This is a genomic window from Pseudomonas bohemica, from assembly GCF_002934685.1.
GTDB lineage: Bacteria > Pseudomonadota > Gammaproteobacteria > Pseudomonadales > Pseudomonadaceae > Aquipseudomonas > Aquipseudomonas bohemica.
Genome location: NZ_NKHL01000119.1, coordinates 113,995 through 129,356, shown reverse-complemented (window position 1 = coordinate 129,356; position 15,362 = coordinate 113,995). Strand labels below are relative to the sequence as shown.

Genomic DNA, 15,362 nt, shown 5'->3' with positions numbered 1-15,362 from the left:
CTCACGGGCTCTTTCCCGCCTTTAGGTTGTGCGGCAAACTGGTCGCCTTTCATTTGAATCAGAAAATTCTGACCCCATTTATGGCAGTCACCTGTCAGAGAGGATTGACCTCATGGCTCTGCGCTCGGAAATTCTTGTGAACAAAAACGAAATGCCAACTGCCCAGCAAGCGCTGCCGGGACGTGAAACGCCGATGGCCCTTCCAGAGACACACTTCGTCAACGGTCGTCCGCTGCTGGGTCCGTTCTTTGAAGACGTTGAATTCGCCATCTTCGGCCTGGGCTGCTTCTGGGGCGCCGAACGTCGTTTCTGGCAACGTGAAGGCGTTGTCAGCACAGTCGTGGGCTATGCAGGCGGCTTCACGCCGAACCCGACGTACGAAGAAGTCTGCTCGGGGCTGACCGGGCACAGTGAAGTGGTTTTGGTGGTGTATGAGCCGGCGAAAATCAGCTACGAAGAGCTGCTGGCGATGTTCTGGGAACTGCATAACCCGACCCAGGGCATGCGTCAGGGTAACGACATCGGCACTCAGTACCGCTCGGTGATCTACGCAACCAAACCCGAGCAACTAGACGCCGCCAGGGCCAGCGCCGAGGTGTTCCAGGCTGAACTGACCAAGGCCGGTCTAGGTGAAATCACCACCGAGATCGACCAAGCCCCGACCATGTACTTTGCCGAAGCGTATCACCAGCAGTATCTGGCGAAGAATCCGCAGGGGTATTGCGGGATCGGCGGGACCGGGGTGTGCATGCCGCCGAGGCTGAATCAGTAATCACAGGATGCATGGCACACCAATACAAGAGCGCGCTTGCCCGCGATTGCGCCGTGTCGGTCACCTGATGGGGTCAGGCCGATTGCAATCGCGGGCAAGCGCGCTCCGTCAGTAAAGCGGCGATCAATCATGATTCGGCAATCAACCAATCCATCCGCCAATCCCCCTGGGTCTGCCCAAGCTTCCCGGCCAGCCAAGGCAGCAACTCGCGCAACTCTTCTTCCAGTCCCCACGGTGGGTTGGCAATCGCCATGCCCGAGCCATTGAGGCTGTTGAGCGTATCCAGTGGGTGCACCAGCAATTCAACACGCAGCAATTTCGGCGCGCCGGTTTCGGCCAACTCCTGATAGAAACGCTTGAGCGCACGCTGATCCTTGATCGGGTACCAGATCGCCGCGACAGTCTGGCGCATGCGCCCAATGGCCTCTTTCAGCGCCACCGAACAGCGTTTCATCTCGTCCAGCTGTTCGAAAGGCGGGTCGATCAGCATCACCGCACGCTTCTCCGGCACCGGCAGCAAGGCACGCGGCACATGCCAGCCCTCACCCAGATGCACGGCGACGCGGCGGTCGTATTTCATGTTGTCCTTGAGCAGCGCGCCGTCTTCCGGATGCTTCTCGTTGAGCAGCACGCGGTCCTGCTCGCGGGTCACGCGGCGGGCCAGTTCGGGGGAGCCTGGGTAGTAGCGCAACTCGCCGGTCTTGCGGTTCATGTGACGAATCACGTCCATGTAGCCTGCGGCCACCGCAGGCACATCGTCCGCGGCCCATAAACGGCCGATGCCTTCGATCCATTCACCGGTGCGCGTCGCCTGATCGCCCTGAAGGTCGTACAGGCCGAGACCCGCATGGGTGTCGATATAGGCGAGCGGCTGCTCCTTGCGCGACATTAGCGCGATCAAGCGAGTCAGGATGATGTGTTTCAAGACGTCGGCATGGTTGCCGGCGTGGAAGGCGTGACGGTAGTTCATGGCGGCTCCTGGAAGGCTGCGGAGTTTAACAAAACAGCCAACGTTGCGCAGACCGCTCGTAGCCCGGAGTCGCTGGACAAAAACGCCAGGCAAAAAAAGCCCCGGTTAAGCCGTTACAAAACCGGGGTTGAGGTACTTGCTCGGACTAGAAGGTGACCAAACCGTGGCCCGAGCAATTTAAAGTGCGGCCATTATGCCGAATTAACTAAACGGTTACATAGCCAAAACCGACACAGTGATGTGCATGCCAGACATTGCCGACGACAGGTATTGCCGAGCGTGCGGCGCGCTACCAGAATCGGCTCAACCTCAACAAAAAGGAGCGAGCGTCATGATGCATGCAGACCTGATCGACCAGGACGATCTACTGGGTCAACTCAGATCCCTGGGCTTTGAAACGCCATCAGGCGCGACCGCCGAACAGGCCTGCGCCCAAGCGGTATGCGGCCTGAACGAAGACCGCGCGCGGGCGTTGCGTCAGCTGGTGGAAAAGATGCTCAGCGGCAGCGCGACCATCCTGCCTGCGGTGCGTCAGGCGATCGATCAGCAGTTGTTGCCAGCATTGGCCAAATATTCGTCGAGCCAACGCCGGGCTTGAAACGGGGCTGCCGCGCATGACCTGCCGAATCAACAACACTCTGATCTGCGCAATACCGTTCCCGGCACCCGTCACAACGCCTTCGGTGCTGACCTGCGCAGCCTGCTCGTCCGAGGACGAATAAGTGTAGGGAGGCGTACAAGAGGCAGACGTCAACGACTCTGGCGCTTTTTGAAAAGGTTTAAACTTTCACAACGGTGGGTAACTTGGTACCGCCGTTCATGACAACCTCTCGAGCATCGGTATTCAGCGTAAACGCATAAGCGTTGGCCACGACCTCGATATTGTCCGACGTCCAATATGACTTATCAGGCCATCCGAGAAACTTCACTACATTACCTGACTCAGTTTCGGAATAAGTCCGATAGAGGCTGCGCATTTCGTTTCTAGTAAGCGCAGTCTTCACCCACTCGCGATTCGGACCCGACGGTGCCCACCAAACTTCGTTTAAATGACGGACTTCATGAATCCCGGTCAGGGTCAACTTATACTGCGCAACACTATTGGCCGCATCTTTAACAGTGATGACTGCCGTGCCATTGCCCGCTGCCGTGACTTCACCGGTAGTGGCGTCCACCATCGCGACGTTGAGATTAGATGAGGTATAGAGATAAGGCGGGACGCCACCGGTGGCCTCTCGCAAGAACCGCCCATTAGCCTTCGCGCCCACGGGAGGCTTACCGCGCGCGATCCAGAAATCCAGAATTCGCTGCGTATGATCCGAACCAAGGGTCAATGGAAGTCCAGTGGTGATAGTCCAAGGCTCAGATATGATCCGACCTTCAGCTGTTTTCGCGATAAAGACGTGCGGTACATGACTCAACCCGATGACCGGTAAGCTCCATGTCCCATCATCGGCGACCTTGGAAATGCCGACAAATTTTTCTCCATCGAATAACTCGACATAGTCGACCTTCCTAGCCGAAGAATCTGTAGTAGCAGACATATATCACCCCTCAAATTGTTTAAGGTATTTGAGTCAGCTTTCGGCAGGGAGCGGAACTTTACAGCGGCAATTTATGCACGGTCCTAACACCTACAACTGATCAGTACAGGAGATATTTAGCGCTTGAACCAGAAAGGGAACAACTGTCAGAAATGACAGGTTTGGCCTGAAAAACCCACCGCCCGTCGCAATGAATCCCGATCGCGTCGCTGCATGGGGAGTGCACGACGCGATCGACGGAGCAAAGAACTTACAGCCTCACACTCGCAAACGTCGACTCGTTGCGCGCCTGGCTCAGGGCCGACAGCGGGCCGGAGAGTGGCGACAGGACCATCGCCTGCGGAATCGGCATCATCGCCACCTGTTGTGTGGTGTTTGAGCCTACACGCTCATCACGCGGCGGGATGCCGAAGTACTCACGGTAGCACTTGGAAAAGTGCGGGGTGGAGACGAAGCCGCAGACCGATGCCACTTCGATGATCGACATCGGCGTTTGCTTGAGCAGCTGCCGCGCGCGGATCAGGCGCAGCTTCAGGTAATAGCGCGATGGCGAGCAGTGCAGATATTTCTGGAACAACCTCTCGAGCTGACGCCGGGAAACCGAGACGTAAACCGCCAGTTCGTCCAGGTCGATCGGCTCTTCGAGGTTGGCCTCCATCAGCGCGACGATTTCCTGCAGTTTCGGCTGGTTGGTGCCGAGCATATGCTTGAGCGGTACGCGCTGGTGATCCTGCTCGTTACGGATACGTTCGTAGACGAACATTTCCGAGATCGCGGCGGACAGTTCACGCCCGTGATCGCGGCTGATCAGGTGCAGCATCATGTCCAGCGGCGCGGTGCCACCAGAGCTGGTGAAGCGGTTACGGTCAAGGGTGAACAGGCGGGTACTCATGGCAACGCGCGGGAAAGCTTCCTGCATCGCCGCCAGACACTCCCAATGCACGCTGCAATCGAAACCGTCCAGCAGACCAGCGCACGCCAGCGCCCAGCTACCGGTGCAGACCGCGCCGAGGCGACGGGACTGACGCGCCTGGCTCTGCAGCCAGCTCACGTGTTCGCGCGTCACGGTACGTTGAATGCCTACGCCGCCGCAGACGATCACGGTGTCCAGCACCGGTGCCTTGTGCATGGCCGCGTCAGGGGTAATTTGCAAACCGTCGCTGGCCCAGACCTGTCCGCCGTCGACGCTCAGTGTGGTCCAGCGATACAGCTCACGGCCGGAAAGCTGGTTGGCCATACGCAGAGGCTCAACCGCAGATGCGAGGGAAATGAGTGTGAAATTGTCCAACAGCAGAAAGCCGATGGATTGAGGCGCACGGTTCTGGGGTTGAGCCCCGGAGTTGAACGAAGTCATCACAGTATCTCCTCACTCGGAAAGCGGTTGATGGCCCCAGGAAGAGGCTCTTGTTGTATCGCCCTCATCTATGGAGAGCATTGTCTACTGCAACGCAAATGCCATGCCTAAAGTTGAATGCTCATTCAATAAACCCTGATTGCGACGTCGTGATGCGTCTATTCGGGAGCGACATGACCGTTCCGTTAGCGACCTATCGATCGTGGAGCCACGGAAATAGCGGGCGGGATGAGCAATTCGGTAGCACTTATGTGAATCACCGAAATATCGGACGCAGGGAGAGTGTCACTCCATGCGCAGGTGACCGGCGGTAGGCCCGGTAGCGCTTGTGTGGCATGGCTTTGCGCCATGTCACACCGATCACGCGCCAAAAGGCAGCGGCAGGTTTGGGGCGTGAGCGAAAAGCGAGCAGTGGCTGATAGCACTTCACGACACGCGACCTCTGCGCGCGCAACTCCCTCTTCGTGAGCAAGCTCCCCCCACAGTGGTCGGCCTGTACACGACATTGCGATCCAGGGAGGCATTTGTAGAGGCTTTTTCACGGACGGCTGCGTTTGTTCCAGCGCCTTCGCCATCAAGTTCACTCGCGAAGTGGTCCGCATGTACACCATATTTGCTGGCTTGTGAGGCACCCCATGCAGACTGACAGACTGAGTGAAAACCTCAGCAATTCAGTGAGTGGTTAAAAAATGAACTGTAATTACGTAAATTCCACGTCCGGCACACCGGCCGATCTTTTTCGGAATTTACGTAGGAGCGCGCAGTTCAATCTCTCATCGGGGTGTTCACACAGCCTGTGTGGGAGTGAGCTTGCTCACGAAGACTGCAGAACAGGCAACGCCAAGCTAACGACTCAACACTCAACCGCACTCACCGCCAACCCACCGCGGGAGGTCTCTTTATATTTGTCGTGCATGTCGGCGCCGGTGTCGCGCATGGTGCGGATCACGCGATCGAGCGAGATGAAATGCTTGCCGTCACCACGCAACGCCATCTGTGCGGCGTTGATGGCTTTCACCGCGGCAATCGCGTTGCGCTCGATGCATGGCACTTGAACCAGGCCGCCCACCGGGTCGCAGGTCAGGCCAAGGTTGTGCTCAAGACCGATTTCGGCGGCGTTGCACAGTTGCTCAGGTGTGGCTCCCAGAATATCCGCCAAGCCCGCCGCTGCCATCGCACACGCCGAGCCTACCTCGCCCTGACAACCGACTTCAGCACCGGAGATTGACGCGTTCTTCTTACAGAGGATGCCGATCGACGCCGCGCCAAGGAAGTAATCCACGACGTTGGCTTCACTGACCTCATCGCTGAATTTGACGAAGTAGTGCAGCACCGCCGGAATGATGCCCGCCGCGCCGTTGGTGGGCGCCGTGACCATCCGCCCGCCAGCTGCGTTCTCTTCGTTGACCGCCAGGGCGAACAGGTTGACCCACTCCATCGCGCTCAGCGTCGAGCCGATGACGTTAGGCTTGTTCAACTCTTGAAGACTGCGATGCAGACGCGCCGCACGCCGACGCACATTCAAGCCGCCGGGCAGAATGCCCTCGTGCTTCAAACCGTGTTCCACACATTCCTGCATTGCCCTCCATAAACGCATGAGGCTTGCACGAATCTCTTCTTCGCTGCGCCAGACCTTCTCGTTTTCCATCATCAGCTCCGAGACCCGCAGGCTGTGCTTCTCGCAGAGCATCAGCAGTTCGTCGGCGCTGGAAAAATCGTACGGCAGCACGGTGTTGTCCATGTCCAGTACGCCACTGGCCGCTTGCGCCTCATCCACCACGAAACCGCCGCCCACCGAGTAATAGGTGTCGCGATGGGATTCGCCGTTCGCATCGAAGGCGATCAGCGTCATGGCGTTGGGATGGAAGGGCAGGTTCTCGTCGATCAGCAGCATGTCGCGCTGCCAGACGAAGGGGATCGGATGATCGCCGTTGAGTTTCAGGGTGTCGGTTTCGCGCAGCTTGGCAATGTGCTGACCGATCAGCGTCGGGTCGATTCCGTCCGGCCACTCGCCCATCAGCCCCATGATCACGGCGTTGTCGCTGCCGTGACCGACGCCGGTCGCCGACAGCGAGCCGTAGAGGCGCACTTCGATGCGTTGCACCTGGGCCAACTGGTCGCGCTCACGCAGGCCCTGAACAAATAACGCCGCGGCGCGCATCGGCCCCACCGTGTGAGAGCTGGAGGGGCCGATACCGATCTTGAACAGGTCGAACACGCTGATAGCCATTTACCGCAAACCTCCGAAGAACAGGGCTCCCGGCGCGCCAAGCGGCCGGCGACGGAGCTGCTACGCTTCTAGCTGCAATCCGTCCAGATGCCGGCATCATCAGCCTTTTATCTCGAGGTGCGGCGTCTCACACCGACTCACTCTTGTCCACAAACGTCGTGGCTATACAACAGTGTCCAGGAGTGCTCCCCCGGGAAAAAGCGCCACTGATTTGGACACTTTTTGCCGCATTGACACTCGAAAAGCCGTCGCCGGGCGGGGAAAAAATCTGTAAGCGACGTCACTGACACTGGATACGACCCCCTCTGTACTGGTTACGACGCGCCCTGTAGGCGTTTGTTTTTGCCTGTTACATGATCGTTGTCGACTCAATCGCCAGACGCAGTGATAGAGCTGTTTTCCCACTTGACTCGCCGACACCAAAAACGCGTCAGCTTCGCCTGATGACGAGAAGAAAACACCTAAGGAGTCCAACCATGAAAGGTTCACAAAAGCTGATGCTGGGCGTTGTGCTGAGTCTGCCGATGCTGGCGCAAGCCGCAGAACCCGCCGCTTGCCAGATGGTCAATTTCTCCGATGTTGGCTGGACCGACATCACCGCTACCACCGCCGTCACCAGCGTAGTCCTCCAGTCGCTGGGGTATAAAACCAAGACCACCATGATTTCCGTGCCCGTGACCTACAAGTCGCTGGCCGATGGCAAGAACATGGACGTGTTCCTCGGCAACTGGATGCCGACCATGGAAAACGACATCAAGGCCTATCGCGACGCCGGTACTGTCGAGACCGTGCGCGCCAACCTCGAAAACGCCAAATACACCCTGGCCGTTCCTCAAGAGCTCTACGATAAGGGTCTTCACGATTTCGCCGACATCGTCAAATTCAAGAAGGAGCTCGACGGCAAAATCTACGGCATCGAGCCTGGCAACGACGGCAACCGCTTGATCCAGAGCATGATCGACAAGAACGCCTTTGGCTTGAAAGACGCAGGCTTCAAGGTCGTCGAATCCAGTGAAGCAGGCATGCTGTCGCAGGTCGATCGCGCCACCAAACGTCACACCGACGTGGTGTTCCTGGGCTGGGAACCGCACCCGATGAACACCCGCTTCAAGATCCAGTACCTGACGGGCGGCGATGACTATTTCGGTCCGAACTTCGGCCAGGCGACCGTCTACACCAACGTGCGCAAGGGCTACACCAGCGAGTGCAGCAACGTTGGCCAACTGCTCAAGAATCTGTCTTTCACCTTGCCGATGGAAAGCTCGCTGATGGGCAATATCCTCGACGACAAGATGAAGCCTGATGCAGCCGCCAAGGCGTGGCTGAAGAAAAACCCTCAAGTTCTCGACACCTGGCTGGCGGGTGTCACCACAGTGGACGGTAAACCTGGCCTGGAAGCCGCAAAAGCCGAGCTGACGAAGTAACTCGACACGCAGGCGGGCGCGCCCGCCTGTTGTCCTCTTTTCATCCCGCACGCGGACAATCGATATCATGCTGACTGATCATAAAATCCCCCTAGGCCAGTACATCGCAGGCTTTGTCGAATGGCTGACGCAACACGGCGCCAGCACCTTCGACGCCATCGCTTCGTCACTGGAAGCCATGATCCACGGACTGACCTCGGGTCTGACCTGGTTCAACCCTTTTGTGTTGATCGGCCTGATTGCTCTGATTGCCCATTTCATCCAGCGCAAATGGGGTCTGACCGCCTTTGTCGTGATCTCCTTTCTGCTGATCCTGAACCTGGGATACTGGCAGGAAACCATGGAAACCCTGGCCCAGGTGCTATTCGCCACCCTGGTCTGCGTGGTGATCGGCGTGCCGCTGGGCATCGTTGCCGCGCACAAGCCGCTGTTCTACACCATGATGCGGCCGGTCCTGGACCTGATGCAGACCGTCCCGACTTTCGTTTACCTGATTCCGACCCTGACCCTCTTCGGGCTGGGCGTGGTGCCAGGTCTGATTTCCACGGTCGTGTTCGCGATTGCCGCGCCGATCCGTCTGACCTATCTGGGCATCTGCGATGTCCCGCAAGAACTGCTCGATGCCGGCAAGGCCTTCGGCTGCTCCCGCCGTCAATTGCTGTCACGAATCGAACTGCCCCACGCCATGCCAAGCATCGCGGCCGGTATCACCCAGTGCATCATGCTGTCGTTGTCGATGGTGGTGATCGCAGCACTGGTTGGCGCCGACGGCCTGGGCAAACCCGTGGTCAACGCACTGAACACTGCTGATATCGCTCTGGGCTTCGAAGCGGGCCTGGCGATCGTATTGCTGGCGATCATGCTCGACCGTATCTGCAAACAACCCGACGCTAAAGTGAGGGCTGACGCATGAGCATCATCAAATTCGACCAGGTAGACGTCGTCTTCTCCAAAGACCCGCGTGAGGCTCTCAAGCTGCTGGATCAGGGCCTGACGCGGCCAGAAATCCTGAAGAAAACCGGCCAGATTGTCGGGGTCGAAAAAGCCAGTCTGGACGTCAACAAAGGCGAAATCTGTGTACTGATGGGGCTGTCCGGTTCGGGCAAGTCCAGCCTGCTGCGCTGCATCAACGGCCTGAACACCGTCAGCCGTGGCTCGCTGTTCGTCGAGCACGAAGGCAAGCAAATCAACATCGCCAACTGCACCCCGGCCGAGCTGAAGATGATGCGCACCAAACGCATCGCCATGGTGTTCCAGAAGTTCGCGTTGATGCCCTGGTTGACCGTTCGCGAGAACATCAGCTTCGGCCTGGAAATGCAGGGTCGCCCCGAGAAGGAACGTCGTCAGTTGGTGGACGAGAAACTCGAGCTGGTCGGCCTGACCCAATGGCGCAACAAGAAGCCTGACGAGCTGTCCGGCGGCATGCAGCAACGTGTGGGCCTGGCCCGCGCACTGGCGATGGACGCCGATATTCTGCTGATGGACGAACCCTTTTCCGCGCTCGACCCGCTGATCCGCCAGGGTCTGCAGGATGAGCTGCTGGACCTGCAGAAGAAGCTGCACAAGACCATTGTGTTCGTCAGTCACGACCTGGACGAAGCGCTCAAGCTCGGCACCCGCATCGCGATCATGAAAGACGGCCGGATCATCCAGTACAGCGTGCCGGAAGAGATCGTGCTGAACCCGGCGGACGAATACGTACGGACCTTCGTTGCGCATACCAATCCGTTGAACGTGCTCTGTGGCCGCAGCCTGATGCGTCCGATCACCGACTGCACCCGCATCAACGGCTCGCAGGTGTGCCTGGATCCGGGCGACGACTCATGGATCGACTTGGCTGACGGCAACACAATCAAGGGCCTGCATCAGCACGGCGCCGCGGTTGACCTGCAAAGCTGGGAACCGGGTCAGGCGGTCGAAAATCTGGGTCGCAGACCCACCGTCGTGCATTCGGACATCGGCATGCGCGAAGCCCTGCAGATCCGTTACCACACCGGCAACAAACTGGTGCTGCAAGAGAACAACCAACTCGTCGGCATTCTGGGTGACAGCGAGCTGTACCACGCGTTGCTGGGCAAGAACCACGGTTGAGGCGCGGCTGCATCAGCACCGTGCTGAATGCGCCGTTTGTCCGGACGCCTTCGTGAGCAAGCTCACTCCTACAGGTTTCAGGTTCGCCGAAAAGCTTGTGAACGGCATAAAGCCCTGTGGGAGTGGCTTGCTCACGAATAGCCCGCCTTCGTGAGCAAGCTCACTCCTACAGGTTTCAGGTTCGCCGAAAAACTTGTGAACGGCATAAAGCTCTGTGGGAGTGGCTTGCTCACGAATAGCCCGCCCTCGTGAGCAAGCTCACTCTTACAGTTTTAGCTTCGCCGAAAAGCTTGTGAACGGCATAAAGCCCTGTGGGAGTGAGCTTGCTCACGAATAGGCCGGTACCGGCGAAGGAAATCTTAACGCTTCAACAGGGCATGTTTCTGGCTTTTCGTACGCCTGCGGTTTTTTGTTGATTGAACGTTCAATTAAAAAGCATTAGAGTGGACGCCGTTTTCAGTCTTTCACGATTACCTCGCGAGCCAAGGAGACTTACAGATGCCCAAGGTCGGTATGCAACCCATTCGGCGTCAACAACTGATCCAGGCCACACTGTCGGCGGTCGATCAAGTGGGGATAGGCGACGCCAGCATCGCGCTGATCGCCAAGCTCGCGGGGGTCTCCAACGGCATTATCAGTCATTACTTTCAGGACAAGAACGGCCTGATTGCAGCGACCATGCGTCACCTGATGAATGCCCTGATCGTCAGCGTCGCCGAGCGGCGTCAGGCACTGAAAGACGATAGCCCCAGAGCGCACCTGAAAGTCATCATCGAGGGCAACTTCGATGCCAGCCAGGTCAACGGCCCGGCGATGAAAACCTGGCTGGCCTTCTGGGCCACCAGCATGCATTCGCCCTCCCTGCACCGGCTGCAGCGGATCAACGATCACCGTCTGTATTCGAACCTGTGCTGCCAGTTCCGCCGCGTGCTGCCACTGGATCAGGCGCGCACCGCTGCACGCGGTCTTGCAGCCCTGATTGACGGCTTGTGGCTACGCGGTGCGCTCTCGGGCGACGCGTTCGATACCGAACAGGCGCAACAGATCGCCTACGAATACATGGATTTCCAACTGGCAAAAGCGCCGCGTTAACACAGCGGCCGCACAAGGATCGAAGCAGCGCACGGCGCGCCGATCAACGCCCATCACAGACAACTGCGAGGACTTTATGGCCCGTTTCGAACTGCAAAAACTCTACATTGACGGTGGTTACGTCGACGCCAGCAGCGACGCGACCTTCGAAGCCATCAACCCGGCCAATGGCGAAGTGCTCGCCAAGGTTCAGCGGGCCACTCAGGCAGACGTCGAACGTGCCGTGGCCAGCGCTGAAAAGGGCCAGAAAATCTGGGCTGCGATGACCGCCATGGAGCGTTCGCGCATTCTGCGTCGCGCCGTCGACATCCTGCGCGAGCGCAACGACGAGCTGGCTGAACTGGAAACCCTCGACACTGGCAAAGCGATCTCCGAAACCAAATACGTCGACATCGTCACCGGCGCTGACGTACTGGAATATTACGCAGGCCTGGTGCCCGCCATCGAAGGCGAACAGATCCCTCTGCGCGACACCTCGTTCGTCTATACCCGCCGTGAGCCGCTGGGCGTGACCGTCGGCATCGGCGCCTGGAACTACCCGATCCAGATCGCCTTATGGAAGTCCGCGCCAGCGCTGGCAGCAGGCAACGCGATGATCTTCAAGCCCAGCGAAGTCACTTCGCTGACCACCCTGAAGCTCGCCGAAATCTACACCGAAGCGGGCCTGCCTGATGGTGTGTTCAACGTGCTGACCGGCAGCGGCCGCGAAGTCGGCACCTGGCTGACGGAGCACCCGCGCATCGAGAAAGTCTCCTTCACCGGCGGCACCAACACCGGCAAGAAAGTCATGGCCAGCGCGTCGAGTTCGTCGCTCAAGGAAGTGACCATGGAACTGGGCGGCAAGTCGCCGTTGATCGTCTTCGACGACGCCGATCTGGATCGCGCCGCCGACATTGCGATGATGGCCAACTTCTACAGCTCCGGTCAGGTCTGCACAAACGGCACCCGCGTGTTCGTGCCGGGCGCGTTGAAGGCTGCGTTCGAAGCGAAGATCGTCGAGCGCGTCAAACGCATTCGTGCCGGTAACCCGCAGGACGACAACACTAACTTCGGGCCGCTGGTCAGCTTCGCCCACATGGAAAGCGTGCTGAGCTACATCGCCAAGGGCAAGGAAGAAGGCGCGCGTCTGTTGATCGGCGGCGATCGCCTGACCGAGGGTGAATTCGCCAAAGGCGCGTTCGTGGCGCCGACGGTATTCACCGATTGCCACGACGACATGACCATCGTCAGGGAAGAAATCTTCGGCCCGGTGATGAGCATCCTCAGCTACGACTCCGAAGAAGAAGTGATCCGCCGCGCCAACGACACTGAGTTCGGGCTGGCCGCCGGGATCGTCACTCGCGACATTAGCCGCGCTCACCGCGTGATTCATCAGCTGGAAGCCGGCATTTGCTGGATCAACGCCTGGGGCGAGTCCGACGCGAAAATGCCGGTCGGTGGCTACAAGCAATCGGGCGTGGGTCGCGAAAACGGTATCAGTTCGTTGGCGCAGTACACACGCATCAAATCGGTACAGGTCGAGCTGGGCGAATACGCTTCGGTGTTCTGATAAAGCGCTCCGGAGTCTGCCGGAGCCCTTCGCGGATAAATCCGCCCCCACGCAAATACCATCGATCTGTGGGAGCGAGCTTGCTCGCGAAGTGGCCTGTACATCCGGCACAGGTTTAGAGATTGAGCGCCAGCATTCGCGAGCAAGCTCGCTCCCACAGATTGCACCGCGCACATCCGTGTCGTCCCTGAAGAACTTATCAAGAGGGAGCATTCTCAATGTCCCAGGAATTTGACTACATCATCATCGGCGCAGGCTCGGCCGGTAATACCCTGGCAGCCCGTCTCACCGAAGACGCAGGCGTCACTGTTCTGTTGCTCGAAGCCGGCGGCCCGGATTACCGCGCCGACTTTCGCACGCAAATGCCTGCCGCGCTCGCTTTCCCGCTGCAAGGCCGTCGCTACAACTGGGCGTATGAAACCGAGCCAGAGCCGCACATGAACAACCGGCGTATGGAGTGCGGACGCGGCAAGGGCCTGGGCGGCTCTTCGCTGATCAACGGCATGTGCTACATCCGCGGCAACGCGATGGACTACGACGGCTGGGCGAAACTGCCGGGCCTCGAAGACTGGACCTACCTCGACTGTCTGCCGTACTTTCGCAAAGCCGAAACCCGCGACATCGGGCCCAACGATTACCACGGCGGCGACGGCCCGGTCAGCGTGACCACGCCGAAAGCCGGCAACAACCCGCTGTTCCACGCGATGGTCGAAGCCGGTGTGCAAGCAGGCTATCCCGCTACCTCCGACCTCAACGGCTATCAGCAGGAAGGCTTCGGCCCAATGGATCGCACGGTCACCCCGAACGGCCGTCGCGCCAGCACGGCACGCGGCTACCTGGATGAGGCAAAGAAGCGCTCGACCCTGACCATCGTCACCCACGCGCTGACCGATCGCATTCTGTTCGACAACAAACGCGCAATCGGCGTGGCGTATCTGGTGGGTGACAGCGACACCCGTGTCGAAGCCCGCGCGCGCAAGGAAGTCCTGCTGTGCAGCGGCGCCATCGCTTCGCCGCAGATCCTGCAACGCTCCGGCGTCGGCCCGGCCGAGCTGCTGAAAAAGCTCGACGTTCCCGTGGTCCACGACCTGCCGGGTGTGGGCGAAAATCTTCAGGATCATCTGGAGATGTACTTGCAATACGCCTGCAAGGAGCCTGTCTCGCTCTACCCTTCCCTGCTCTGGTGGAACCAGCCGGCCATCGGTGCCGAATGGATGTTCCTCGGCAAAGGCATTGGCGCGAGCAACCAGTTCGAAGCCGGTGGTTTCATTCGTTCGCGTGAAGAGTTCGAGTGGCCGAACATTCAGTACCACTTCCTGCCGGTGGCGATTAACTACAACGGCAGCAACGGCGTGAAAGAGCACGGTTTCCAGGCTCACGTGGGCTCCATGCGTTCGCCGAGCCGTGGGCGCGTGCAGCTCAAGTCGAAGAACCCGCGCGAGTACCCAAGCATCCTCTTCAACTACATGGCCACCGAGCAGGACTGGCAGGAATTTCGCGACGGCATCCGCCTGACCCGGGAAATCATTCAGCAGCCCGCGCTGGACAAGTACCGTGGGCGCGAGATCAGCCCTGGCGTCGAAGTACAGACCGACGAGCAACTGGACAAATTCGTTCGCGAGCACGCAGAGACGGCATTCCACCCATCCTGCTCGTGCAAGATGGGCACCGATGAAATGGCGGTGGTCGACGGCGAAGGTCGCGTGCATGGCATGCAGAGCCTGCGTGTCGTCGATGCGTCGATCATGCCGATCATCACCACCGGCAACCTCAATGCGCCGACGATCATGATAGCCGAGAAAATCGCCGACAAGATCCGCGGCCGCACCCCACTGCCGCGCAGCACCGCCGACTATTACGTGGCGGGTGATGCGCCGGTGCGTGGCAAGCCGATGCGGGAAGTGAGTTCCACATAACCGCTGTGAGAGCAAACTGGGGGCCAGGTCAGGCGATGCATCTTCAGCGCCTGACAACCCCTATTCGCCACCGTCGTAACCTCCGGAAGCTCCCACAGGATTTTTGCTCGCCGATAAATCAGCGCCAGCACGCGGTCCCTGTGGGAGCAACCGCAGGAACGACGGTCGCGAAGGGGCCAGGTCAGGCGAGGCATCTTCAGCGCCTGACAACCCCTATTCGCCACCGTCGTAACCTGCGGACGTTCCCACAGCATTTTCGCTCGCCGGTAAATCAGCGCCAGCACGCGGTACCTGTGGGAGCAACCGGAGGGACGACGGTAGCGAAAGGGCCACGCCAGGCGATGCATCTTCAGCGCCTGACAACCCCTATTCGCCACCGTCGTAACCTCCGGAAGCTCCCACAGGATTTTTGCTCGCCGG

General features: G+C 59.1%; 12 protein-coding genes. 8 read left to right on the top strand and 4 right to left on the bottom strand.

From position 1 onward, the window contains the following. Positions 1-112: 112 nt before the first annotated feature. Positions 113-772 carry a peptide-methionine (S)-S-oxide reductase MsrA gene (gene msrA, locus CE491_RS24825; RefSeq protein ID WP_110950977.1) on the top strand — a complete coding sequence of 220 codons (660 nt, stop codon included), beginning with the start codon at positions 113-115 and terminating at the stop codon, positions 770-772. A gap of 127 nt (positions 773-899) precedes the next feature. Here the strand turns inward: msrA and CE491_RS24820 are convergent, their stop codons facing one another. Next, on the bottom strand, positions 900-1,742 hold the full coding sequence (locus tag CE491_RS24820) for a 23S rRNA (adenine(2030)-N(6))-methyltransferase RlmJ (RefSeq protein ID WP_110950976.1): 843 nt from the start codon (positions 1,740-1,742) through the stop codon (positions 900-902). 331 nt (positions 1,743-2,073) lie between these two features. Here CE491_RS24820 and CE491_RS24815 point away from each other — a divergent pair, with 331 nt between their 5' ends. Then, on the top strand, positions 2,074-2,340 hold the full coding sequence (locus CE491_RS24815) for a hypothetical protein (protein WP_110950975.1): 267 nt from the start codon (positions 2,074-2,076) through the stop codon (positions 2,338-2,340). 181 nt (positions 2,341-2,521) lie between these two features. Here CE491_RS24815 and CE491_RS24810 read toward each other — a convergent pair whose 3' ends face one another. The 3 genes from CE491_RS24810 to CE491_RS24800 all read right to left on the bottom strand — a co-directional run bounded on the left by CE491_RS24810 (position 2,522) and on the right by CE491_RS24800 (position 6,870). Further along, positions 2,522-3,286, bottom strand: a complete 765-nt coding sequence (locus CE491_RS24810; protein ID WP_110950974.1) for a hypothetical protein — start codon at positions 3,284-3,286, stop codon at positions 2,522-2,524. Between the two features lie 250 nt (positions 3,287-3,536). Further along, a complete protein-coding gene (gene gbdR, locus CE491_RS24805) occupies positions 3,537-4,640 on the bottom strand; it encodes a choline metabolism transcriptional regulator GbdR (RefSeq protein WP_110950973.1) in 1,104 nt (367 codons plus the stop codon). Positions 4,641-5,493: 853 nt separating this feature from the next. Further along, a complete protein-coding gene (locus tag CE491_RS24800; protein ID WP_110950972.1) occupies positions 5,494-6,870 on the bottom strand; it encodes an L-serine ammonia-lyase in 1,377 nt (458 codons plus the stop codon). A gap of 476 nt (positions 6,871-7,346) precedes the next feature. Here CE491_RS24800 and CE491_RS24795 point away from each other — a divergent pair, with 476 nt between their 5' ends. The 6 genes from CE491_RS24795 (at position 7,347) to betA (ending at position 14,942) form a co-directional block, all read left to right on the top strand. Next, positions 7,347-8,294 (top strand): choline ABC transporter substrate-binding protein, encoded by a 948-nt coding sequence (locus CE491_RS24795; protein WP_110950971.1) that lies wholly within the window; start codon positions 7,347-7,349, stop codon positions 8,292-8,294. A 64-nt stretch (positions 8,295-8,358) separates the two neighbouring features. Next, entirely contained in the window at positions 8,359-9,207 is an 849-nt protein-coding gene (gene choW / locus CE491_RS24790) for a choline ABC transporter permease subunit (protein ID WP_199885250.1), read from the top strand. Then, positions 9,204-10,385, top strand: coding sequence for a choline ABC transporter ATP-binding protein (gene choV / locus CE491_RS24785; RefSeq protein ID WP_110950969.1), 1,182 nt, complete (start codon positions 9,204-9,206; stop codon positions 10,383-10,385). Before choW ends, choV begins: the two co-directional genes overlap by 4 nt. A 498-nt stretch (positions 10,386-10,883) precedes the next feature. Then, positions 10,884-11,477, top strand: a complete 594-nt coding sequence (gene betI, locus CE491_RS24780) for a transcriptional regulator BetI (RefSeq protein ID WP_110950968.1) — start codon at positions 10,884-10,886, stop codon at positions 11,475-11,477. A gap of 76 nt (positions 11,478-11,553) precedes the next feature. Beyond that, positions 11,554-13,026: a betaine-aldehyde dehydrogenase gene (gene betB, locus CE491_RS24775; protein WP_110950967.1), complete on the top strand. Its 1,473-nt coding sequence runs from the start codon at positions 11,554-11,556 to the stop codon at positions 13,024-13,026. Positions 13,027-13,244: 218 nt separating this feature from the next. Further along, positions 13,245-14,942, top strand: coding sequence for a choline dehydrogenase (betA, locus tag CE491_RS24770; protein ID WP_110950966.1), 1,698 nt, complete (start codon positions 13,245-13,247; stop codon positions 14,940-14,942). The last annotated feature ends 420 nt before the right edge of the window (positions 14,943-15,362 follow it).